We start from the raw sequence: 24,916 nt of genomic DNA, 5'->3' as shown, positions 1-24,916 counted from the left end.
GTTTGTAACAAATGTTATGTTCTGAAAAAAAATGTCTTTTTACTTTTACATAAAAAATAAAATGCGAGATTCAAATACGTTCATGTTTATCGTTGGTGGTATTATTCTACTTCATTTTATAGTTGGTTTTATTTGGTTGTGGGTTAAAATGAATAAGAAAAAAGACAATTAACAAATGAGTTTTCATTGTTGCACTATCCTCTAGCCCGGATTGCAACGAAAAGCTTTTTTTGAAAAAACAAATTAGTTTTGTTGGCTTGGCAAAGCGACCTTGGGAGCTCTTGCTAAGACTTACAAAACTTTTGTTTTGAAAAAAAACTTGCAGTGAAAAGCCGGAGTAGCTTCTAGAAAATTTTATGAATTGTTTAATTAAAAATGTTTACTTTTGCCAAGTATTTTGGTTGCAAAGCCGTTTTTAGGCCAAGCATTAAAAGGGAATCAGGTGAAATTGGTTTCGAGTTTATTGGTTTCGAGTTCCGAGTTGGAGTTTGTAACTTTATAAATTTGAGCTGTTTAAATCCTGAGCTGTACCCGCAACTGTAAGCTATTTAGCTTGTTGTTCACTTTCATGCCACTGTGGAAAAGGTAGAAGGCAGAAATTAGAAGGTAGAAATTAGAAATCAGAATTTAGAAAATTTCTAAATTCTAAACTCTAAATTCTAATTTCTAAACTCTAAATTCTAACTTCAAAACGGGAAGGCCAACAACAAGACGCAAGCCAGGAGACCTGCCTTATACATCGAGTAACAAACTTTCGGGAAAAAAGGTTTGGGTATGGGTAAATTCTATACTTTTCTCCCATTTTTAGTAAAATTATTTTTTAATTAAAATGAATCAAAAATTCAGGTGCTGTACCGCTATTTTGGCGTTATGGGGAACGTGTGCTTTTGCACAACAAGACACGATTTCGTTGAGCGAAGTCGTTATTTCGGACACAAAATTTGAGCAGTCCAAAGAAAAATCAGGTAAAATTATTGAAAAAATTTCAGCGAAAGATTTGGAGCGAAATACCGGACAATCAGTCGCTACAATTTTGAGTCAAGCTGTTGGTTTGGAAGTGAATGGAAACCAAAGTGCGAACGGAAAAAACTTGAGTTATTTTATTCGTGGCGGGAGAAATCGTCAGGTTTTGATTGTGATTGACGGTATTCCGATGACGGATGCTTCGGGGATTAATTTTGAGTATGATTTACGATTGCTTCCGGCGGAACAAGTGGAAAGTATTGAGATTATGAAAGGTGCAGCGAGCACGTTGTACGGAACCGGTGCTGCTTCGGGTGTGATTAACATTACGTTGAAAAAATCGGCCAAAAAAGCTATTTCGGGAAATGCGTATATGAATTTTGGTACGCAAAACACGACGGAAAGTTTTAAAGCGAATCCGCAAGATTTTAATCAAGGTTTTGGATTGAACGGAACGGTTGACAAAATTGATTATTATGCTTCGTTGAACAGTACCGAAACCAAAGGGATTTCGCAGGCTGCAGGTGAAAATTTTGAAGAAGATCGTTTTTCGAGAGTGAATGCATTGGCTAAAATTGGTTTTCAGACAACCTCAAAATTAAAGTTGGATTTCTTTAGTAATTATGATAGAATGAAAACGGATTATGATGGTCCGTTTGATAATTTCAGTAGTCCGGATGTGGCGGAAAATGTATCGCTTTCGGAGCAATTTAGATTTGGATTTAATCCGAAATATAAATATAGAAAAGGAGAATTTATTGTTAATTCCGGTTTTACTTTATTGGAAAGAAGTTATGATGAATTTAGTTCTTTTTCGGGAACGATTGACCAATATGTTTATACTTCAAGAAGCGTGAGTGTTGATGCGATGAATAAATACAACTTTAGTAAAAATTTCTTTTTGATTGTGGGGACGCAATTTCAGTTTCACGATATGAAAACGCAAACGCCTTTTGATGTGATTGATCGTGAAAGTGCCAAATTAAATTTAATCGATCCTTATGTAACGGCTGTTTACAACTCTAGCTTTGGGTTAAATATTAATGCAGGAGCACGAATGAATATGCATTCGGTTTATGATAATCAATTGGTTTATAATGTTAATCCGTCGTATCATTTTAAAAATTATCCTTTAAAAATTATTACGTCGTATAGTACAGCTTACATCACTCCGAGTTTGTATCAATTGTATTCACCTTATGGGAATTTAGAACTGACACCAGAAGAAAATGCAACAGCTGAAGTTGGTTTTGAAACCACTTTATACAACAAAAAAATCACGTTTAGTGCTGTTGGTTTTTATAGAGAAGAGTCCAATTCCATTGGTTTCTTTTTTGATCCGGAAACGTTTGATTCGTATTATGTAAATGTGGAAGGAGAAAATAATGTTCGTGGTGTTGAAACTACGTTGAGTTACAACATTACATCTAAATTTAGATTAAATGGAAATTATTCGTTTACGGATATTCCGCAAGAATTGAATCGATTGATTCCGAAGCACAAAGGAAATTTGGCTTTAGATTATAGAGCTAATGATAGAACATTATTAAGCATAAACTATCAATATGTTGACGGAAGAAGAGATGCGTTTTTTGATGGTGGAACTTTTGCTACTACGGATGTCACTTTAGGTTCTTACCAATTAGTAAATGGATTAGTAAAATATGATGTATTGAAAAACAGAGTAACCGTTTTTGGTTCTGTGAATAATATTTTGAATGAAGAATTTGTAGAAACCGTTGGATATAATACGCGTGGTCGAAATGCACAACTCGGATTCACATTTTTATTTTAATGAAAAAAGGCTCAATTAAGAGCCTTTTTTTTATTGTAATAATTGAAATAATCCTTCCGGAACTTTTTCGATATACATTTCGTTGCTTAGTTTTCGCATTGATTTGCTGTCTTCCACATGTAAATCTTTTGACTCGATGTATCGGTTACCAACTCGTCCATTGGCTAAAATATCATTTATGGCTGTGTTTAAGTAGGGTTCGCTTTGATCACCTAAAATTCCAAGGTTTTCAGCATTTTCAAATTGTTCGATAGTTGGATTTAAACCATTTTGATATTCTCCATTACCGTTTTTATCAGCAATTTTTAAAACTAACGGTTGCATGGCATAACGGTGATTTGGATTTCTGTTATTTGTGCCAAACGTTGGCGAATCATATAATGTAATTGATCCGTCATTTTTTCCAACTGTGATTGTGCCAATTTGAACAACATCAATATATGGCTTCAAACTATTGATAATTAATTCACTTGCAGAAGCAGTTAAACCAGTAGTAAGAACATATACTTTATTCAAATTTAAACTATTAATTGTGTTTCCATTTCCAATTTCATTAGTAAAACGATTAATCAGTTGTTCAGGATCTTGTTGATTAAAAAAATCCATTACTTTTTGATTCCAAACTTGTCTGGCAAAAACCTGACCATTGAACTGACCGGTTATCATGCTTGCTAAACGAGTAGCTGTATCCACAGAACCTCCTGAATTATAGCGTAAATCAAGTACTAAATGCGTAACATTTGCTGCTTTTAATTGACCAAAAGCTTGATTTAATTGTATTTCATAATTAGAGAAAAATCCGTTATACATTAAATAACCGATTCGTTTATCTTCCACTTCAATCACATTGGTTAAATAAACAGGGTTTTCGTTGTATTGAGCTTTGGTGAGGTTTAAAGAAATTCCGTTAGGAGTAATATTTCCACCATCATAATCGGCAAACTGTAGAGAATAGGAATCTTGTCCTAATGCAGCTCTCCATAATGATTCGTTAGATACTGACAATGGAATGTTATTAATGGAATAAAATATCATCCCACGAGTAACACCTTGATTTGATGCACTTGTATTTGGCAAAACATAACGCACGTAACCAAAAATGTCGGTATCAGTATCATCTTTGTATCGCAAGCTAAATTCAATTCCGTTCGTTTTAAATCCGCCTTGCAAAGCATTTTCTAACACTCTATAATCGCTAAACATGACACTAAATCGATCGACTGACGGAGCTACTTTTAAATCATTAAACAAATCTTCCGGTGTTTCATATCCTTCTAAAAAAACATTCAAATCCCGTTGCAACGGAAATAAATCATCGGCTAAATTAGGTTGATCAGCTTGCCAGAGATAATATAAATTTAAACCTTTCCAAATAAAATCTTTAACTTCTAATTCAGATGGAACAGGTTTATCATCCATATCTTCACACGATTGAAAAATCAACAATGTAAAGACAGAACACAAAAATAATTTTACAAATAATCTCATAGCTTTTCTTTTTAAGAACGTAAATTTAATAACTTTAGTTTTATTTTCAATTTCTTTGTAACAAAAAAGATTGTCATTCGTCTTGACTATATAACCAAGTTTTAAACCTAACCAATGAACCAAAACGAGTTTATAACGCTGATAGCTCCTTTTAAGGATAAAGTCTTCAGGCTTGCCAAGCGTTTGTTGGTGAGTAATGAAGAAGCTCAGGATGCTACGCAGGATATTCTGGTGAAATTATGGGATAAAAAAAACGGTTTAGAAAATTATGCAAGTGTAGAAGCATTTGCAATGACAATGACCAAAAATTATTGTTTGGATCAATTAAAGTCGAAAAGAGCATCAAATATGAAAATTGTGCATAACAATTTTACATCCAAAGAAGCTTCTTTAGATAAAAAAGTGGAAGATGAAGATAGTTGGAATTGGGTAGAAAAAATGATTAATGAATTGCCTGAACAACAAAAATTAATCATTCAAATGCGTGATATCGAGCAATATGAATTTGAAGAAATTGCCAAAATACTCGACATGAATGAAACGGCAGTTCGAGTAAATCTATCTCGAGCACGAAAAACAATTAGAGAAAAAATGACTAAAACCCATCAATATGGAATTAGCTAAAATAGAACAATTACTAGAAAAATACTTCGAAGGAGAAACCACCATTGCAGAAGAAATTCAGTTGAAACAGTACTTTTCAACCGAACAAGTAGCCGCTCATTTGGAGCACTACAAACCGCTTTTTGGTTATTTTGCCACCGAAAAAGAAGAAAAATTTACGCCAACGTTATCCTTAAAAACTAAAAAACGATTTCCCGTTACCAGGATAGCAATTGCCGCAAGTGTAGTATTCTTAGTAGGTATAATTGCTTTTATAAACTATCAGCCAAACAACCACCAACCACAAGTTGCTAATTCAGAATTAGGTTCTTTTGAAACACCCGAAGAAGCCTTTGAAGAAACTCAAAAAGCATTGGCTCTTTTGTCTGAAAAAGTAAATATTGGCATGGAAAGTGTAAACTATATTAACGAATACGAAAACTCAAAAAATTTAATCTTTAAAAAATAAAAAAATGTCTAGAATTATAACATCATTATTAGTATTTGCAACATTATTAATTTCTCAAGTAATGTTTGGTCAATCTGTCTTTGACAAATTTGATGGTCCCGAAGATGTAAAAACCATCATTGTAAACAAAAAAATGTTTGAAATGATGAGCAAAGTGAAAGCCAACGATAAGGAAACGCAACAATATGTGAATTTGCTTAAAAAGTTGGATAACCTAAAAGTTTTCATCACATCCAATCAAAAACAAACAGCAGAAATGCGTTCTACAGCCGACAAATATTTAAAAACTGCCGGTATGGATGAGCTGATGCGAATTTCAGATGGCGGAAAAAATGTAAAAATCTACATGCGTGCAGGAGCAAATGATTCAATTGTAAAAGAATTATTTATGTTCATTGAAGGAAACGCAAAAGATAATGAAACCGTTTTATTTTCGTTAACCGGAAACTTTAATTTAGACGAAATTTCAGCGTTAACAGAACAAATGAATCTACCAGGTGGAGATAATTTGAAAAAAGCTTCGAAAGGAAATAAGTAATCTTTTCAAATAAAAATTATGAAAACTTTGTCAAAAGCCAATTTTGGCAAAGTTTTTTTTGTTGGAAATTCTTACCTTGGCATCTTTAAAAATCAAAACCAATTCAACACATGAAAAAAATTTACTTGCTTCTTTTGGCTTTAATCGCATTGTCGTCAAATGCTCAATCTCTTGTTTTTGAAGGCAAAATTTTAGATAAAATTACACAGGAAAGTATTCCGTTTGCCAACATTATTGTTCAAAATTCTACGCAAGGAGTCATTTCAAATGAAGATGGTGTTTTTAAATTTTATGTTACAAAAGATGCTGAAAACATTGAAGTAAGTCATATTGGTTATAAAACGCAGATTTTTTCCGTTAAGGAAATTAAAACTGAGCCCATTACAATTAACCTAGAGGCAGATGAAATGGCGTTGGAAGAAGTAATTGTGACCAACAAACCCATCAATCAAATTCTGGCTGGAATTCTTTCTAATTCTAAAAATCAGTTAGACAAAAGCATAAAATTGGAAACCTACTATCGTGAATTTGTAAAAATCAATGACAAATATTCAAAATTCGCATATGGAGTAATTGATTTTTACATTCAACCCAAAAAGAAAGAAAAAGTAGAAAGTAAACTTGTTGTAAACCAAAGTCGTGCTTTTCAATTGGCTGGTATTGATGAAATTGAGAAAAAAGGAAAAGCAGATTTATCAGAGATGGATTCATTTTTTGACATTCAAAAGGCTGCAAATGGATTTTTTACGTATGAATATATTCAAACACTTTCATCGGAAAAAGCAAACGAGAATTACGAATTTGAACTTCGTTCTAAAAAAGATCAGTACGGTAACACGCTTGAAGTTATTTATATAAAGCCAAAATCAAATGTTGAGAAAGCTTTATTAACGGGTAAAATCACGTACGACCCAAACAAAAAAGTAGTCTTGGATATCGATGTTAAAATGTCTGAAAAGCACAAAAAACATGTTGAAACCATCAACGCATTGTTATTTAAATTTGCGATTCATGATATTCAAATTAAACAAACCTATAAATACACAAATGGGAAATACATTCCCGGCTATAGAAAATCGATTATTGACTTGCATATAAAATTTGGTAAGCAAATGAATGATCGAATGATGTGCATCAGCGATTTAGTTGTAACTAATTTTGACGACAACGTAACTACTATGCCTTCTAAAGATAAATATTTTAAAGAAAGAAGTCTTTACACCAACGGAATGAATTTCACAGAAAATTTCTGGGAAACTAACAACGCCTTACCACTTTCTGAAAATGAAGAGCGAATTTTACAAACTTTAAAAAGTAAATAATTATGAAAAAAATACTGTTTTCACTTTTGCTGATGAGTTTCATCGCTTGTGAAAAAGAACCCAGCCTGCAAAAATATTTTGTGGAAAAAACAGAATCTACTGATTTTATTTCTGTTGATATGTCGCCAAGCATCTTAAACATTAAACCGGATGCATTATCTGTTGAACAACAAGAAGCCTTGAAAACATTCAAAAAAATGAATATTTTGGCATTCAAAATCAATGAAGAAAATAAAACTAAATTTGATGGCGAACGAACCAAAGTGAAAGAAATTTTAAAAGATGAAAAATACCAAGAATTGATGAAATTTGGTTCCGGTAAAGAAGGTGCAGCCGTTTATTTTGTTGGAAAAGATGATGCTATCGAAGAATTTGTTCTCTACGGTAGTAAAGATGAAAATGGTTTTGCCGTTGTTCGAATTTTAGGTGACAAAATGAATCCTGAAGATTTCATGACGTTATTGAGTGCTCTTCAAAAATCTGACATCGACATGGAGCAACTCAAACCTTTGGAAGGAATTTTTAAATAAAAATAAGTTCTAAATAAGATAATCGGTTCCTTTTTGTAATTTGCAAACCAATTAAAAATTACAAATGGAACCGATTTCTATTCTACTACTCATTCTGGGATATTTTGGATTACTGATTTTAATTTCGCACTTCATAAGTAAAAAAGACGAAGGAAACGATGCCTTTTTTAAAGCCAACAAAAACTCTCCTTGGTATTTAGTCGCATTCGGAATGATTGGAGCATCGCTTTCCGGTGTTACATTTATTTCTGTTCCGGGAAAAGTTGAGGCTTCTCAATTTGTTTATTTTCAGCTGGTTCTTGGTTACATTGTTGGTTACTTTGTTATTGGAACCGTTTTACTACCTCTTTATTATCGATTAAATCTTACTTCAATTTATACCTATTTAGGTGACCGATTTGGAAGAAATTCATATAAAACCGGAGCATGGTTTTTTATCCTTTCAAGAACAGTTGGCTCCAATTTACGATTAATGTTGGTGGCTGATGTATTGCAAACACTCGTTTTTGACAAATTGAATGTGCCATATTGGATAACCGTAAGTGTCACTATTTTATTAATTTGGGTATATACCAATAAATCAGGTATCAAAACCATAATTTGGACTGATACGTTGCAAACTTTTTTTATGTTGGCTTCTGTGGTGTTTTGCATCGTAATCGTTTCTCAGGATTTAGGCTTAAATATCTCAACTTTATCTGGCTTTATTGCAGAAAGTGATTTTTCTAAAACCTTCTTTTTTGAAGATGTAAGTTCACCTGAATATTTCTGGAAACAGTTTTTATCGGGTGCTTTTATTGCTATTGTAATGACGGGACTTGATCAAGATATGATGCAAAAAAATCTCACTTGCCGCAGTTTAAAAGATGCTCAAAAGAACATGTTTTGGTTTACGATTGTGCTCACTTTTGTAAATTTTCTTTTCTTAGTGATGGGATTACTGTTTACAGAATATGCCTTAAAATACAACATCGATGCCCACAAAGATCAGCTCTTCCCTATTTTAGCCAATGAATACTTGGGAATTGGCGTGGCATTTTTCTTTATTTTAGGATTAATTGCTGCAGCTTATTCGAGTGCCGATAGTGCTTTAACATCGCTCACAACCTCATTTAGCATTGATATTTTAGAAATTGAAAAAAAATACGATTCCGTAAAACAAGTAGTAATCCGAAAACAGATTCACAAAATGTTTGTCGTAGTTTCTGTATTGGTTATTTTAGGATTCAAATATTTTGTGGAAGATGTAAGTATTATTGATAAAGTATTGAAATTTGCCGGTTTCACCTACGGACCTTTACTCGGACTTTACAGTTTTGGACTATTCACAAAATGGAACGTGAAAGACAAATGGGTGCCAATTGTAGCAATCACAGCCGTTTTATCGTCGATAATTCTGAATTTGTATAGCGAATCGTGGTTCGGATTTGCTTTTGGTTTTGAAATCTTAATCGTGAACGGATTGTTGACTTTTGTGGGATTAATGTTGATACGGAAAAAATAAGTGGGAAGTTTTTCAGTCGCAGTCGCAGTCTCAGTTTTCAGAAAACAGACAACAAACAACCGAAAACCTTTAATACTGATTCGTAGAAAGTAAAACCAACGTACAAGCCTCTTCCACTTTAATATTGTTAATCCCCAACAATGCATAAAACTCCGGATTTGCTGTTCCTGGATTAAAAATGACTCTTTTAGGTTGAAGTCCAACGATATAATTGTAATAATCACGCTGCCCTTTCGGATTCAAATATAAAGTTACGGTATGAATATTTTTAAACGGAATTTGTTTAGTTTGAATTTTCACACCTGCCACTTCACCAATACGCTGCCCAATAGCAACCACTGAATGTTGCTTTTCAACTAAACTATTAATTGCTAAAAAAGAATAGCGTTCCGGATTTGTGGAAGCACCAATAACTAAGGTTTTTTTCATCTTACTGTTCTATGTTACAAAGATAATGCTTTTTATAAACTTCATCCTACTTTTAAAATAGAACAACTCTTAAACCTATATTAATTAGTTCAAAATTAGGTTTTCAATTCATTAATTTTACCAATGAAACTAATAATTGTCAAATTTACGAATTGACAAATTGACCCATTAAAAATGCTCGTAAACACTTCCTACAACGAAAAGAAAGTCAACGAATCAATCAATGATTTGGTTGGCAAGCCATTCGGTTTAATCGATAATATCAAATTAAACGGAATTGGTTCGCCACGATTAGACATCATCAAAACCAGCGAAGAAATTGCCACACTTCTTTCGTATGACAACAATCGTAATTTCTGTAATATAGAATTACGTCCGAAAGGAATAATCATACGTTTTCGATCGTTGTTAGAAACTTTTTCTTTAGTGATTCCGTTCTACAAACTTGTGATTTTTAAACCTGCCAATTCGTTTACTTTTCACATAGATCATCATTTTATTTCGATTGATGCACCACCAAAAAACAAAAGTGTGAATAGTTTCATCGAAAAATTAAATCAATTTAAAGCAGATAATTCTCCAACATATATCGACGATTTATAGTAACTTTGTTTTATTGATTTGATAACCTAACAAAAATAAGGTTGTCGTTATTTTGCAAAAAAACAATGGAATTATTTATCTACATTTTCGCGGCTTTGTTTTCTGTATTAAATCCGTTGGGAGCTGTCCCAATTTTTGTGGGATTAACTCAAGATTACACTAAAGTAGAACGTTCGCGAGTTTCATTATTAACGGCATTGAATGTTTTCATTATTTTAATCATCTCATTTTTTATTGGTGAATATGTGCTGAAATTTTTCGGAATTAGTATTGATGCACTTCGAATTGCCGGAGGTTTAATCATTGTGAGTTCAGGATTTTCTTTACTCACCGGAAAATTTAGTAAAACTCGCGGAGTGAACAAAAAAGTTGAAAATGATGCTCAAACCAGAAACCAAATTGCGTTAACACCATTGGCAATACCTATGTTGGCAGGTCCGGGTTCGATTTCTTTATTGATTGCTTTCTATCAAGATTACACCAAAATCAGTGAAAAAATAATTGCTTGTTTGGCCATTTTAGGTGTTGCTTTAGTAATTTATTTTGTCTTAAAAAGTGCTCACTATCTTTCTAGGATTTTAGGAGCATCCGGCATTGTGGCTATTTCTAGAATTATTGGTTTTATTGTTATTGCGATTGGTGTGCAATATATCAGTAGTTCTGTTGTAAATATCTTTAAAACAATTTAACGATTGTTCAACTACTTTTCTTAGTACCTTTAAGAAAAATAGCAGAAATGAAAATCCTTCTAACAGGTGCAAATGGCTATGTTGGCCGACGTTTATTACCCGAACTTTTATCGCAAAATCACGAAATAATTTGTTGCGTTCGCGATAAAAATCGATTAGGTTTAGATAAGACGACGCTTGACGCCATAACAATTTGGGAAGTAGATTTTTTGGAAGAAGTATCATTCGAAAACACACCAAAAGACATTGATGTGGCTTATTATTTGATTCATTCTATGTCATCTTCTACCCAAGTTTTTGATACAATGGAATCAAAAGCGGCCGAGAATTTCAATCGCTATATGAATCACATTGGCGTGAAACAAGTGATTTATCTTAGTGGAATTGTGAACAACAACACACTTTCCAAACACTTGCAATCTCGTAAAAATGTTGAGGAGATTTTATATAAAGGAAATTTCAATGTAACCGTACTTCGTGCCGGAATTATTGTGGGTTCAGGTAGTTCTTCTTTTGAAATTATTCGCGATTTATGTGAAAAATTACCTGTGATGATTACGCCAAAATGGGTCTTAACAAAAACACAACCCATTGCCATTCGCGATATAATTAAGTATTTGATGGGTGTTTTATTAAAAGAAGAATGCTATAACGATTCATTCGATATTGGCGGACCGAATGTGCTGACATATAAACAAATGATGCAATTGTATGCCAAAACAAGAGGCTTTCGCAATTGGATTTTTACAGTTCCGATAATGACACCGAAACTTTCTTCGTATTGGTTGTATTTTGTAACCTCAACTTCGTATAAATTGGCGATGAATTTGGTAGATAGTATGAAAATGGAAGTAGTTTGCAACGATAATCGATTACAAAAAATGTTAGGAATCAGACCGATTTCTTATACCGAAGCAATCAAATTGGCATTCATTAAAATAGAACAAAACTTAGTGATTTCAAGTTGGAAAGACAGTTTAGTGAGCGGACGATTTCAGCACAATTTGTCGGAATTTATTCAGGTTCCCACTTTTGGCTGTTTGAAGGATGAAAAGAAAATGAAAATTGAAAATCCAGAGAAAGTATTAGACAACATCTGGACAATTGGAGGATTAAAAGGGTGGTATTACGGCAACTGGATGTGGCAAGCTCGTGGTTTCATGGATAAACTCTTTGGTGGCGTTGGTTTACGACGAGGAAGAACACACCCGTTCAATTTAGATAGCGGCGATTCATTAGATTTTTGGCGAGTTTTGTTAGCAAACAAAGAAGAAAAACGATTGCTTTTGTTTGCCGAAATGCGTTTGCCTGGTGAAGCGTGGCTAGAATTTAGAATTGACGAAGAAAATGTTTTGCATCAAATTGCAACCTTTAGACCAAGAGGACTTTGGGGAAGATTATATTGGTATAGTTTAGTTCCGTTTCACTATTTTATTTTTGGTGGGATGATTAGGAATATTGGTAAATGATTATAAATAAAATGTTTTGGGAACACAGATTTGAAAAATTTTTAGAAATTTGTAAAGTAATAAAACGAACTATCAACCTGAAATCTAAAATTTTAAATGGAACACGGATTGAACGGATTAGTCAGATTTTCACCGATTTTGATAGCTTTGCTACAATGGATCCCGATAGCTATCGGGACGGATTTATCGGCGAACATTTTCTTCTAAACAAGACGCAACCTGAAACTTGAAACTTGAAACAAAAAATATGAACTATAAAATTTTCACCGTATTTTCTCTATTTCTTATTTTCGGATTTAAATCAGCACAAGAAAATAAAACAACTGATTTAAAGTATCTTGTTGCAATAATGCAAGGGACTTATTCGTCTGAAAAACAATCGATAACAGATAAAGAATACTTTAATATTTCTTTACGGATGATTCCTATTTGGAAAGAAAAAGGAAATTATCTGTATGTAGAGCAAGCCATGTTTGAGAAACAGGAAAGTCCGTATCGAGTTCGTATTTACAAAGTTTCACAACGAAACGATGAATTTGTGAGTGAAATTTACACGCTAAAAAATGAAAAAGAATGGATTGGAAAATGGAAAACTCCCGAAGCTTTTGCTAGTTTATCCGAATCGGATATCGAACTAAAACCCGGCTGTGAAGTGATATTAAAAAAACAACCTGACGGAACTTTCATTGGTCAAACCGGAGAGAAAACTTGTCCGAGTGAATTGAGAGGAGCTTCTTACGCTTCTTCAAAAGTAACCGTTACTCCTACCCAAATTCTTTCTTGGGATCAAGGTTTTGATAAGGAAGGTAAACAAGTTTGGGGAGCCATAAAAGGCGGATATGTGTTTGACAAAATCAATTAATTAAAATTTTTAAAAAAAAGTATATTATAAAAAAACTTCATTTTTACTTTGTATTTCAAAGTTCTTTTAATAATTTTGTTCTCATTAATCATCACACTGCTTTGGCAGATAATCAAAAAACAAAAATTATGGAAAACAAATCATTCAAAATCACACCCAATCAAAGACTGATGGGTATTGTAGCATTCGTAACAACGTTGCTTCTTATTCCGTTACTAGCGATGCAGTTTACAACAGAAGTCAACTGGGATGTTTTCGATTTTATAACTGCTGCTGTGCTTTTACTTGGCACTGGTTTAGTATGTGAAATAGTTTTACGCAATGTTCGTTCAACCCAAAACAGAATTCTTCTTTGCGGAGTAATACTTATAATTTTATTTTTAGTTTGGGCGGAATTAGCAGTGGGAATCTTTGGAACTCCGTTTGCAGGAAGTTAGATTCAAATTGACGCTTTGTCAAATTCACAAATTTTCAATTCCTACACGCACACTCATGATGTACTTCTAAATAAGCAATGGAATCCAAACACATTTTTTCTAAAACAGAAATGTCAATATCCGCAAGTTTTTTGATATAAATACAAGCTTTTCCCATTTTGAATTTACCAAAATTATCCAGTAAATGTTTGTTGTCTTCTCTAGGCGAGTAAACATACAAGGAAAATTCCGCTTTTCGTGGCGAAAATGCAATCATTGGAGCATCTCCTTGGTGACCGCTGGTATATTTGTAATGATAACTGCCAAAGCCAATAATGCTTGGTCCCCACATTTTGGGTTCAAAACCAGACCAATTTTTCATCAATTCTATAAGTCGAAAACTATCGGCTTTCTTTTGATCGTTATCTACAAAAGAGTGAATAAAATCTGTCACCTTTACTTCTGTTTCTGCTGTTTTGTTTTTTGCCATAAGATTCAAAAAAAATACTGTTTCATTAATCAAAAATACAAATTAAATAGTCAAATTATTCCAAGTCTAAATGAGAAATCATTTTATTTTCCCATTTTGGAAAAAATCTTTACAAAATTCTTCAATAGAACAAAAAATTTGTGAATTTTATCTTGCGAAGGCATAAACAAAAGTTTAGTTTATTACTTATTTTCAACACGTTAAGCATGATAATTTTTGCTTTTTATATCGAACTCATGTTGATTAATCTTTGTGAAGATTCCTCCTTCGTTGGAATAACAAGATGATGTAAAAATTGGGACGGAATTCTTTTATCATAGAGAACATTGGAAGGATTCCTACGGAATGACAAGATTGAGGGAAACTGCGACTAGAAAACTTTTTTCTCACAGAAATCACGGAAAGCACAGAATGAGATTCTTCCTTTGTCAAAATGACAAGATTGTGTGAAAACTGAGACTGAAAATTTTTTTCTCACAGAAATCACGGAAAGCACAGAATGAGATTCTTCCTTCGTCAGAATGACAAGATTGTGTGAAAACTGAGACTGAAAACTTTTTTCTCACAGAAATCACGGAAAGCACAGAATGAGATTCTTCCTTCGTCAGAATAACAAGACTGTGTGAAAACTGAGACTGAGACTGAGACTGAGACAGAAAACTGCTAACTGACTACTGCTCCCCTAGCCCCGATTGAAATGGAAAGCCTTGTGATGGATTGTTGTATTTTTTCTTGGCAAAAAAAAGCGACCAAAGGAAGCTCTTTTTTTGCCAAGAAAAAAACAACAAGACAAACAAGCTTGGAATGGAAAGCGGGAATAGCTTCTGCAAAAAAAATGGAAGATGGGAGATGGGAGATTGAAGATGGGAGTTGAGAGAAAAAAAAGCTTTGTCAAAGTTTGGAGTTTTGACAAAGCTTGTGGAATTAAAATCTATTTCTTTTATGCTTGTGGTAGAAAAACCTCAGCCATCATGCAGCGAGCACTTCCGCCGCCGCAGGCTTCGATGGTATCGAGACTGGAAGAGATGATTTCGCAGTGTTCTTCGATTTTGTGGATTTGAGCTTTCGTTAAGCTTTGGTGAGCGGAATTGCTCATAACCAAATAACGTTTGTTGTCTTTTCCTTTGACTTGCAGCATATTTCCGGCGAAGTTGTTCACTTGGTCTTCGGTGATGAGGATGATGTCTTTTCCGTCGGCACGAAGGTTATCGAGCACCATTTTGCGTTCTTTTTTATCGTCGATGCAATCGGCACAAATCACGGCAAAGGTTTCGGCCAGACACATCATTACGTTGGTGTGATAAATGTGTTTTCGCTCGCCATTCACGGTTTGATACGCTTCAAAAATAACAGGAGCTAAATCGAAATCTTCGCAAAATTCGATGAATAATTCTTCGTCTGCACGAGGCGAAAGTGCACAATAGGCTTTGGCATTGTCACGGTCTAAAAGGATGCTTCCGGTGCCTTCAAGGAAAAATCCGTCTTCTTCGGCAGAGGTATAATCCATAATTTCGTTGACCACAAATCCGCGGTCTTCGATGATGTCGAGGATATCTTCTCTTCGCTCCAATCTACGGTTTTCGGCAAACATTGGGTACAAGGTTACATCGCCGTTTTCGTGAAAGGAAATCCAGTTGTTTGGAAAAATACTATCGGGCGTGTCGGGATCGAGGGTATCATCTACTACAATTACATTCACGCCCACTTTTTGCAATTTTTCTACAAATGCATCAAACTCTTGTTGAGCTTTTGCATTTACAGTGGCGGGAGTTGTATTATCTAATACTTTTTGATAATAATTATTTACGGCCGTTTGCTCATTCATTCGGAAGGCAACGGGACGGATCATGAGGATGGTGTTTGTTGTTTGGTTCATTTTTTCTGTTGTCTGTTGTCGGTTGTCTGTTGTTTGTTATCTGTTGTCTGTTGTTTGTTATCTGTTGTCTGTTGTTTGTTGTCGGTTGTCTGTTGTTTGTTGTCGGTTGTCGGTTGTCAGTTGTCGGTTCTCGGTTGTCGGTTGTCCGATAACGGATAACTGACAACAGACAACCGATTTCTACTTCCAGTGTTCTTCTACATATTTTATAAAAGTAAAAATTTTTGCTCCTAAAATATCATATTCTTCAATAAAACTTTCAATATTTGGAACAACTCCCGGATATAAACGATCAATTTTAAAAAGATGATTTTTTGTTTCTAAGCAACTGGCGTGACTGAAAACTAGAAATCGAATAAATTCTGCTTTGTATCTTTTTCGTCCGTAGCCTTCTACATTGTTTGAAACTACGGAATCGGATGATCTTCTAACTTGGCTTCCCAATTCATATAGCTCATACTTTGGCAATAGTAATGAAGCTGGATGTACTTTGAAAAATAAGTCTGAGCTCAGTTGATAAATGTCTAAATCGTTATAACTTTTCATGGCTTATAATTTTATTTTATTTGGTTTATATTTCTTTGAAAAACAGTTTTGATTTCAATTAACCGATAACGGATAACAGACAACCGACAACTATTTATCACGTACTAATGGAAGTGTCGAACATCTCAACAATCCTTCTTGTTTTGCAATTTCGGCGTATGGGATTTCTTCTACGGTGAAGCCATTTTCACGAAGCCAATTGTTTAGGCGGGTGAAATTTCGTTCGGATACTACGACATCGGGTGCAATGGAAAACACGTTGGAATTCATGTGATACATTTCGTCTCGCGTGATGTGAAATAAATTTTCTTTTCCGAAAAGGTTCACTAAAAACATATAATCAGCTTCTTCACGGAAACCGCTTTTGTAAATTATTCCTTTGTCTTTTCCAACGGGTTGAAAACAACAATCGAGGTGCAAAGCATTGTCGCGGGCTTCAATTTTTGATTTGACTAAATCGAAATCTTTTACTTTTTTGTTTGGAAATAATTGTTTGATGTATTCCACACCTTGCCAATTGGTTCTGGCTGTGATGTAATCTTTATAATCAGATCCTTTGTATGTTCCGATGAAAATATAATCGTTCCATAACATCACATCACCTCCTTCTATATGTACTTCCTCGGGTGGGCGAACTACTTTTTTTGGATCGATGTGATCAATAACGTATTGAATAGCATCGAGTTCTTTTTCTCTGTCGGGAAGAATATTGGCTTTGATAAAAATATCATCGATAACAAAACCGATGTCGCGTGCAAAAATTTGATTGTAATTATTGATGATATCCGGTCTGAAAACTTCTACGTCGTATTTTTTGAATACTTGGTTGAAGGCTTCCATTTCGGTAATCATATCGGATTCTATGGGATAGGTTCCGGCGAGAATGTGTTCGAGTGATTTTGGGTCATAGGCTTCTTCGGCAGTTGGAGTTGGTCCGTTGCTAACAGCAGTTCCTAAGACCACGGCCCTTAATCGGGAGGTTTCGTTTTGAATGTGTATTGGTAGCATAACTTTAGTTGGCTTTTGACAAAGATAAAAAAAAGCTCCCTGATAAAAAGGAGCTTTTGGTATATCTATTGAAAATAAATCATTATTTGATTATTATTTTTTGGTCTTTCTGATTATTACCGCTTTTAATTGTCAAAACATACAATCCTCTTGAAAAACCATTCACTGGAATTGTAAAATTAGAACCAAGTGAAACAGCGTTTTGATTGTATAAAATTCTTCCGTTTATATCAGTTAAATTCAACGTGACATCTTCTAAATTAAGTGTATTATTTTTTATATGAATAAAATCAGAGGTTGGATTCGGATAAATAACAAAACCTTTTTCAAAATCTGTAACAGTTAAGGTATCATCAACTAATATCTCTCCTCGATAAGGATAGGTGTTTGGTTTTGTAATGGTTATTTTAAGAACATCATTAGAAGTTAATTCAGATAAATTTAAATTCAATTCGTTGGTGAAAAGAAAATCATTCAGAATAATTTCATTGTTTTGAGAAATGGTCACTGCAGCGTTATCTACATTACTAACTAAATTCAAAACGCCTCCATTGATGGAAATTTCTTCAGGGTGATCAGCTGTAATCGTTATGGCTTCTTGAGTTCTGAAAACGGTAGTTGGGTCACCAAAAAACACCCACGTTTGCATTACTTCTTCGGCAGTATAACTTTGATTGTAGGATTCCAACATACTAACTTGACCATTATAAAACAATCCGCCAAGTGTAGTTTTGATGTTATCTTCATTATTTTGAATAATTAATTCAGTCATTTCGTCTTGCGTTTGCATCGGTTCTGCCCACGCCATCAAAATCGACGAACCACAACTGGCAATGGCTCCAGTGATAGTTTGACCTTGTTTGGCAGCAGTAAGTGCTTCACAAAGGGAAGTGCTATTGACAAAAGTTCCGTTATTACAAGCAACCGAAACAACAAAAGGATAACTTCCACCATTTGACAATTGGTTCACTGAACTGTTAGTAAAATCTCCGGTACTCACACCTTCTGTCCAACCGTGACCGGTGTAATTCATCAATCCTACTCCTTCATTAATAGCATTCACAATCATTGAGGAAGATGGATTTCCGGGACCGTCGCCTTCGTTTTGAGAACCTTCATAAAACTCATGAACGGTATTATATCCAAAAGATTGTAATTTGTTTTTAATGTTTCGGAGATGTTGCCAATCGGCTTCTTCATCATCTCCGTAGCCATACCCTTCATTGGAACCAATTCCTATTGCATTGGTCATCCAAGTTCCGACCATAGGATTGATTTCATATTCTAAAGTACGATTTACAATGGTTTGAACTGTAGCACTATTTCCTGAAAAACGTCCTACCAACAATTCAGGATAATAATCTTCTCCTTCCAATTGACCATAAAATGAATCGCTGTAAAGTTCTTCATCTGCACCGGTAATTCCGTATGAATACGTTGGAAGATGTTCGTGATCACCCACTAAAATCACATAAACCAAATTTGGATTGGAAGAATAATAATTGGCAATAAACGATTTAATTTGTGTGGAAGAAGAACCGATTTCAGTTAGTTCTGCAATGGTCGTTTTAATTCCTTTTTCATTTTTCCAATTAGCAAAAGGTTGAATTGTATTTCTAAAGTTAGCTGGACAAATAATTAAAAGTTCGCCCTGTTCATTTAGACTTTCATATTGAACTGCGTTGGCATAATGATTTCTATAATACGATGGAAAAACACCATCATTTTCAGGAGTTGAATTGGTACGTTGATTAATTCCCGTTTGAGAAGGTAGATGAATAATTTTTACTGAAATAGAATTGTAAACCCTTAATTTTTTTGATAATGGATTATATTGAAACGGATAAAAAGTCACCGTAACCCCTCTAGTTTTTCTGTAAATGTAAGGTTTGCCTAATTGAGCTAAATCACCAGGGAAAAAGCTATCTTGATTGTATGTTTCACCTTTTACATAAGGAATTGTTTCCGGATTGATGTTTCGTTTCAAACTTCCTTTGGAAGGTAAAACATTTACATTTTCATATTCCACAAAACTGTCATACTTTATTTCAATTGAAAAATCTCCGGAATCGGGAACTTGAATAGATTCAGAAAACATTGGCAAAGCAGGAGCATCTTTTTGCAACATTAAAATACTGCTCACAGCAGAAAAATCTTGATAGGATTGTCCTTGCACTATTTTTACTTTACTAAAATAATCAGGAATAGATAAGGCTAATTCAAATTGCGTTTCACTCAAACGACTTATTGAAAAGGTTTGAGCGTTACTGATAAAAGTTCCTAAAAGAAATAAACAAAAAGAAAAGTAACGATTTTTCATGGGCAAAAGCTGGTTGATTCATTTTTAATCACTTACAAATATATATAAAAGATGAATCGAGTGAATTAAATCGTGCATATTTCCAACTTTAAGGCATAAAAAAAATCCATTTTACAATAAAATGGATTTTTTAGAAGGTTAAAAATTATCTTTTCTCAACCGGAACAAAAGCTCTCAACGGAGAACCTACATAGACCTGACGAGGTCTTCCGATTGGTTCTTTGTTGACACGCATTTCTTTCCATTGTGCAATCCAGCCCGGCAAACGACCGATGGCAAACATTACGGTAAACATTTCGGATGGAATTCCTAATGCACGGTAAATAATTCCGGAATAGAAATCGACGTTTGGATATAAATTTCTTGATTTGAAGTAGTCATCTTCTAACGCTACTTTTTCTAATTTTTTGGCGATATCTAATAATGGATCATCAATTCCTAAAGCATTTAAAACATCATCTGCTGCTTTTTTGATGATTTTTGCTCTTGGGTCAAAGTTCTTGTAAACTCTGTGGCCAAATCCCATCAAGCGGAAAGAATCGTCTTTGTCTTTTGCTTTTAATACATACTTATCTACATCACCACCATTTTTATGAATTTCTTCTAACATTTCTAACACAGCTTGGTTTGCACCACCGTGAAGTGGCCCCCAAAGTGCAGAAACTCCGGCAGAAATAGAAGCAAACAACCCGGCATGTGAAGAACCTACTATTCTAACAGTTGATGTTGAACAATTTTGTTCGTGGTCGGCATGAAGGATGAATAATTTATCTAAAGCATTAACGATAGTTGAATCTATTTTATATGGTCCTGTTGGCAACTCATACATCAAATGCATGAAATTTTCCACATAACCTTTCGTGTTGTCATAATAATTTAATGGATAACCCATTGATTTTCTGTATGTCCAAGTAGCAATAACTAAAAACTTAGCCATGGTTTTGCAAACTGCTTCATACATTTCTTTTTCATTGTGAGGATTAACAGACTTAGGATTAAAAGCTGTTAATGCACTAGTTAACGAAGCCAAAACGCCCATTGGGTGAGCTGTTTTTGGGAAACCGTCGATGATGTTTTTCATCTCTTCGTTTACCAATGAGTATTTACGAATATCTGTTTCGAATTTTTCTAATTGAGTTTTAGTTGGTAATTCTCCAAAAATTAACAAATAAGAAACTTCTAAGAAATCTGCTTTTTCGGCTAATTCTTCGATGGAATAACCACGGTAGCGAAGAATTCCTTCTTCACCATCTAAAAAGGTGATTTCACTTTTGCATGACCCTGAATTTTTGTAACCTGGATCAATCGTGATTGCTCCGGTCAAGGCACGTAGTTGGTCGATATCGATGGCGGCTTCATTTTCACTTCCTACGATAACAGGAAACTCATACTCTTTGCCTTCGAATTTTAATATTGCAGTTTTTGACATGATTTTATAATAAATTTATAGGTCTAAATAATGTTTGTTGCGAAATTACGAAATAAAGTAGGATTGTTAAAATTTAATTCGAAATGATTTAGTTAAATTTAGTTTAAAAATTGCTAATTTCCTATACATAGACTAAATATAAAAAAACTCACGCATTTGTATACGTGAGTTTCTTACTTTTAAAATAATCTTAACTACTTATTTTTTTACCAATTTTTCAACTCTACTTCCTTTATCGGTATTTATCTTTATAAAATACATTCCGTTTGCTCGTGATGATAAATTTAATTCGGAAGAGATATTGTTTACCAATTGCGTTTGTAATAATCTTCCTTGAACATCATACAATTCAATGGTTTTGATGGTTGAATTATCTTTGATGGTGATGTTAACGATATCTTTTACTGGATTTGGGGAAACAGTGATAGTGTCGTCAGAATTAAAATCGGCGTTATTCAACAACTGAATTACAGTAATTTCATTATTTGTAACTATTGGGAAATTATAATCAAAATAGATTTCGGCGTGGTTAGAAAACTCATCGTTTAGGTTTAATTCATTTAGCAACTTTATTTTAAACATTATAAACCCATCGTTTTCAGCATCTTCAAATGGTAGATTTATGTTTTCAAAAACAAATTCAAAACTATTCTCTTTTTGTCTAATTGCAAATGGATGACTTGCCTGCAAAGGTATTAGGGAATTAATATTAAATTTACTTGAATCGATAACATCTTTTACAACTACGTTAATTGCCGAAGCACTTCCTGTATTTTCAAAACGAATTAAATAGTGAACATATTCTCCAATTAATTCTGGACCAACAACATTGCCTTGTAAGCAAGTTTTATCGTTGGGATCATATGAATTTACTGCTCCATGATTTAATAAAAACGCATTATTTAATAAATACTCATCTGGTTCTGTCGTGTTAGCAACAAGATAAAAGTCTAAAACATCTCCGTCATTTAAAGGGTGTGTTGAACCTGGCGTATTTAAACTAAACAATAACTTAATACTTCTTGTTTCAAATGGCATTAAATCCTGATACTCCCAAATCATTTGATTGTTACTATTTGATAATGGCATTGGTTCTGATGAAATTAAATCCATTACATTATCTTCATAATCCAACGTAATTTGCCCAGAGCTAACTTCAGTTCCTTTATTCTTCAATAAAATGCGGTAAATAGCATCAAACCCTGGTCTAGCCTCAGATAAAGGGAAGAAAACCACTTCAACATCGTGATGACTTCCATTTGGTGTTATACAAAAGTTTTGATTTACACTGTTTCCGTTTTCAAAGTTGTATGAAAAAGTTTCTGGATGTACATTAAAATATTCTGGATTTTCCAGTTCAGGCTGTAATAAGAAACTATATGAATAATTGGTAGCTATATCTATCTCTCCATTAGATTTAGAATAAAAATTTTCTAAGAAATACAATTCATTTTCAAAATCCTCAAACCACTTTAACTTTAAATTAGGATATACAATATCACTCTCTTCACAATTCTCTTGAGTTTCACTATACGTTGACATTCCATAAACTAACTTAAATTCGCCGACATTGTCAAAAGAACAATAATCATTTATGTTCAAATCATTGTAACCATAGGTTATGGCTAAATTACGAATAGTTTCAATTTGAAGTACGTCCGCACAAATATACTCCAAGTTAGGATTATTGGAAAAGTTTGGGTTAAATTCAGAAAAACCATTTCGAATGTTCAGATTATTTAAATTATTATTTTGACAATATAAACCTTGAACTCTTATTTTTGATAAATCTAGTTCTTCTAAAAAAATATTGTTGCACTTTAATTGAGCTATATGGTCAACATTTTCTATGTTTAGTGAAACAAGTTGATTATTACTGCAATTTAATTCTCCCAGAATTGATTCTGATTGAAAAGAATTAATGCCAGTAACTGATAAACTAGTTAGTAAATTTCCCTCACAATTCAAATGATCCAAATCTGGGGTATTATTTACGCTTAGCGTTGTTAGTAAATTATTGTTTAAGAATATCCGTCTAATAGTTTCTGATTCAGGAATAATAATGTTGTTGAGTAGATTGTTGGCTAATCTCAAATCAATAATTTGAGGAAGATTGATTAAGTCTATCGTAGTTAATTGATTATTAGAAAGTGATAAATATTTAAGATTTTGTAATTCTGGAAATACAATATTCTCAACACCGCATGAAAACATTGAAAAAGACTCTAATAGCGGTAGATTAGGCACAACAACATTTGGAAAACTACCATTACCAAAACCAAGTGATTTTAAATTTAGAAAATTTGCGGTATCATTTATACTTAAAACACCTGAAGCTGTGTTAACGGTATTGGTAAATGAAAATTCACTAACCTCCATTGCTTCTTCAATTTGAATTTCTCCATCATCATTAGCATCTGGAGCAAAATTTTGGTCTTGCAAATTTTTTGCATGTCCAGAATTCTCTGTAATTCGTAAAATTGCAGTTTTCAAAAATGGATCGATAAATAGTACATTTTGATTTTGCCCAACCGATAAACTATTTGATATTGAACTTTGATTTGTTGTTGTACAGGTTGAAATTAATCGATAATCTGTAGGTTCATCTTGCAAAACTGCTGACTTGGATGGAAATGATGAAACTTCCCCCAGATTCTCCCATTGATTTAACTGCAAAGGTGATTTTTGCCATTGATACGTCATATCAAACCCATGAGAAAGACCAGAAGCCAATAAAACAAAAGGAGCACCACTGTTTGCATTAGAAACACTAGAGCTTAAAATACCTGCATTTGGCAAACCTTCAATTAGTTCTTCGGTAAGATATGTAATACGTGTATTAAATCCACTTGTAAAAGTTACTTGCTGCCCATTGATTAGATGCTGAGTTCCGGTATTGTAGGCTGATTGAAAACTATGAGTTCCGGAATTTAAAGATTTCTCCCATTTCAACCACTGTGTTATGTTATTATATGTGGGGCTGCTAATTGGTGTAAATTCAACAAAACAAAAAATATCATTTCCAGTATATTGAAAAACATCTTGTGCTTGCCACAGCCAAAAACCTTTTACTACCGGAAAATTATGCTTAGTAACTATTGATTGATGAATTAATGTTGCATTATTTTTTAGTGAAGAATAAGACGTGGGAAACATGTTGTGAAACGGAAAATCGGCATTTTTTAAATATACTTTAATTTCCCAAATATCGTTGTCAAAAATTGCTGATGATGACATTTTTTTAAATCCCCATTCTGTAATAACTGAACCAGGAACTATACCGGAGTCAATAAGTTGTTGTTGACGCACAACTTGAACGCTTGTACTGATATTTGTATTACCTGTTCGATGCATCCAAATTGGGCCGCCCTCACTCTCTATGCCACTTGAACCTCCAATTTCTACTGTTTGAGCAATAGACTCTGAAAAATGAATAATTAGAAGAAGTAAAACAACTTTAATAACATATTTTTTTAACATATTTTATACATTTAAATTATGATTCCTGAATCAATAATGTATTGCAATAGTAAGAATTTTTTTCACGCTTTCAACTAATTAGTGTTG

Annotated in this window: 23 protein-coding genes and 1 riboswitch; of the genes, 14 read left to right on the top strand and 9 right to left on the bottom strand. The window is 33.6% G+C overall.

Translation table 11 applies throughout. The features are described 5' to 3' along the window. Nucleotides 1-381: 381 nt before the first annotated feature. A riboswitch (cobalamin riboswitch) is annotated at nt 382-749 on the top strand. A gap of 80 nt (nt 750-829) precedes the next feature. Beyond that, nucleotides 830-2,758, top strand: a complete 1,929-nt coding sequence (locus AC23MC_RS09035) for a TonB-dependent receptor plug domain-containing protein (RefSeq protein ID WP_487568040.1) — start codon at nt 830-832, stop codon at nt 2,756-2,758. A gap of 30 nt (nt 2,759-2,788) precedes the next feature. Here AC23MC_RS09035 and AC23MC_RS09030 read toward each other — a convergent pair whose 3' ends face one another. Further along, entirely contained in the window at nt 2,789-4,246 is a 1,458-nt protein-coding gene (locus AC23MC_RS09030) for a S41 family peptidase (protein ID WP_487568039.1), read from the bottom strand. A 114-nt stretch (nt 4,247-4,360) separates the two neighbouring features. Between AC23MC_RS09030 and AC23MC_RS09025 the strand changes: the two genes are divergently transcribed. From AC23MC_RS09025 to AC23MC_RS09000, 6 genes are all read left to right on the top strand, one after another. Beyond that, nucleotides 4,361-4,870, top strand: coding sequence for an RNA polymerase sigma factor (locus AC23MC_RS09025; protein WP_487568038.1), 510 nt, complete (start codon nt 4,361-4,363; stop codon nt 4,868-4,870). Continuing rightward, a complete protein-coding gene (locus AC23MC_RS09020) occupies nt 4,857-5,318 on the top strand; it encodes a hypothetical protein (protein WP_487568037.1) in 462 nt (153 codons plus the stop codon). The genes AC23MC_RS09025 and AC23MC_RS09020 overlap by 14 nt, the downstream gene beginning before the upstream one ends. Nucleotides 5,319-5,322: 4 nt before the next feature. Continuing rightward, nucleotides 5,323-5,856 carry a DUF4252 domain-containing protein gene (locus AC23MC_RS09015; protein ID WP_487568036.1) on the top strand — a complete coding sequence of 178 codons (534 nt, stop codon included), beginning with the start codon at nt 5,323-5,325 and terminating at the stop codon, nt 5,854-5,856. A gap of 110 nt (nt 5,857-5,966) precedes the next feature. Next, nucleotides 5,967-7,178, top strand: coding sequence for a carboxypeptidase-like regulatory domain-containing protein (locus AC23MC_RS09010; protein ID WP_487568035.1), 1,212 nt, complete (start codon nt 5,967-5,969; stop codon nt 7,176-7,178). Nucleotides 7,179-7,180: 2 nt separating this feature from the next. Further along, a complete protein-coding gene (locus AC23MC_RS09005) occupies nt 7,181-7,708 on the top strand; it encodes a DUF4252 domain-containing protein (RefSeq protein WP_487568034.1) in 528 nt (175 codons plus the stop codon). A 64-nt stretch (nt 7,709-7,772) separates the two neighbouring features. Further along, nucleotides 7,773-9,212, top strand: coding sequence for a sodium:solute symporter (locus tag AC23MC_RS09000; RefSeq protein ID WP_487568033.1), 1,440 nt, complete (start codon nt 7,773-7,775; stop codon nt 9,210-9,212). 69 nt (nt 9,213-9,281) lie between these two features. On the opposite strand, the gene AC23MC_RS08995 is transcribed toward AC23MC_RS09000, so the two are convergent. Then, nucleotides 9,282-9,641: a CoA-binding protein gene (locus AC23MC_RS08995; RefSeq protein WP_487568032.1), complete on the bottom strand. Its 360-nt coding sequence runs from the start codon at nt 9,639-9,641 to the stop codon at nt 9,282-9,284. A gap of 174 nt (nt 9,642-9,815) precedes the next feature. Between AC23MC_RS08995 and AC23MC_RS08990 the strand changes: the two genes are divergently transcribed. From AC23MC_RS08990 to AC23MC_RS08965, 6 genes are all read left to right on the top strand, one after another. Continuing rightward, entirely contained in the window at nt 9,816-10,244 is a 429-nt protein-coding gene (locus AC23MC_RS08990; protein WP_487568031.1) for a hypothetical protein, read from the top strand. Nucleotides 10,245-10,309: 65 nt separating this feature from the next. After that, nucleotides 10,310-10,933: a MarC family NAAT transporter gene (locus AC23MC_RS08985; RefSeq protein ID WP_487568030.1), complete on the top strand. Its 624-nt coding sequence runs from the start codon at nt 10,310-10,312 to the stop codon at nt 10,931-10,933. A gap of 47 nt (nt 10,934-10,980) precedes the next feature. Then, nucleotides 10,981-12,402 carry an SDR family oxidoreductase gene (locus AC23MC_RS08980; protein WP_487568029.1) on the top strand — a complete coding sequence of 474 codons (1,422 nt, stop codon included), beginning with the start codon at nt 10,981-10,983 and terminating at the stop codon, nt 12,400-12,402. Beyond that, entirely contained in the window at nt 12,399-12,632 is a 234-nt protein-coding gene (locus AC23MC_RS08975; RefSeq protein ID WP_487570642.1) for a hypothetical protein, read from the top strand. Before AC23MC_RS08980 ends, AC23MC_RS08975 begins: the two co-directional genes overlap by 4 nt. Nucleotides 12,633-12,649: 17 nt before the next feature. Further along, entirely contained in the window at nt 12,650-13,264 is a 615-nt protein-coding gene (locus tag AC23MC_RS08970) for a chromophore lyase CpcT/CpeT (protein ID WP_487568028.1), read from the top strand. Nucleotides 13,265-13,392: 128 nt separating this feature from the next. Next, entirely contained in the window at nt 13,393-13,701 is a 309-nt protein-coding gene (locus AC23MC_RS08965; protein WP_487568027.1) for a hypothetical protein, read from the top strand. Nucleotides 13,702-13,735: 34 nt separating this feature from the next. On the opposite strand, the gene AC23MC_RS08960 is transcribed toward AC23MC_RS08965, so the two are convergent. Then, nucleotides 13,736-14,170, bottom strand: coding sequence for a DUF1801 domain-containing protein (locus tag AC23MC_RS08960; protein WP_487568026.1), 435 nt, complete (start codon nt 14,168-14,170; stop codon nt 13,736-13,738). 697 nt (nt 14,171-14,867) lie between these two features. On the opposite strand from AC23MC_RS08960, the gene AC23MC_RS08955 reads away from it, so the two are divergent. Further along, nucleotides 14,868-15,044, top strand: coding sequence for a hypothetical protein (locus tag AC23MC_RS08955; RefSeq protein ID WP_487568025.1), 177 nt, complete (start codon nt 14,868-14,870; stop codon nt 15,042-15,044). 66 nt (nt 15,045-15,110) lie between these two features. Here AC23MC_RS08955 and ctlX read toward each other — a convergent pair whose 3' ends face one another. From ctlX to AC23MC_RS08925, 6 genes are all read right to left on the bottom strand, one after another. Then, nucleotides 15,111-16,046: a citrulline utilization hydrolase CtlX gene (ctlX, locus tag AC23MC_RS08950; RefSeq protein ID WP_487568024.1), complete on the bottom strand. Its 936-nt coding sequence runs from the start codon at nt 16,044-16,046 to the stop codon at nt 15,111-15,113. A 180-nt stretch (nt 16,047-16,226) separates the two neighbouring features. Continuing rightward, nucleotides 16,227-16,592 (bottom strand): four helix bundle protein, encoded by a 366-nt coding sequence (locus tag AC23MC_RS08945; protein ID WP_487568023.1) that lies wholly within the window; start codon nt 16,590-16,592, stop codon nt 16,227-16,229. A 90-nt stretch (nt 16,593-16,682) separates the two neighbouring features. Beyond that, nucleotides 16,683-17,600, bottom strand: coding sequence for a dimethylarginine dimethylaminohydrolase family protein (locus tag AC23MC_RS08940; protein ID WP_487568022.1), 918 nt, complete (start codon nt 17,598-17,600; stop codon nt 16,683-16,685). An 82-nt stretch (nt 17,601-17,682) separates the two neighbouring features. Beyond that, nucleotides 17,683-19,920, bottom strand: a complete 2,238-nt coding sequence (locus AC23MC_RS08935) for a C25 family cysteine peptidase (RefSeq protein ID WP_487568021.1) — start codon at nt 19,918-19,920, stop codon at nt 17,683-17,685. 145 nt (nt 19,921-20,065) lie between these two features. Continuing rightward, nucleotides 20,066-21,349 carry a citrate synthase gene (locus AC23MC_RS08930; RefSeq protein ID WP_487568020.1) on the bottom strand — a complete coding sequence of 428 codons (1,284 nt, stop codon included), beginning with the start codon at nt 21,347-21,349 and terminating at the stop codon, nt 20,066-20,068. 198 nt (nt 21,350-21,547) lie between these two features. Next, a complete protein-coding gene (locus AC23MC_RS08925; RefSeq protein WP_487568019.1) occupies nt 21,548-24,829 on the bottom strand; it encodes a DUF7619 domain-containing protein in 3,282 nt (1,093 codons plus the stop codon). Between the last annotated feature and the right edge of the window lie 87 nt (nt 24,830-24,916).

Source organism: Flavobacterium sp. T50_26, assembly GCF_057652995.1.
This window is presented reverse-complemented; position numbering and strand designations above follow the sequence as displayed.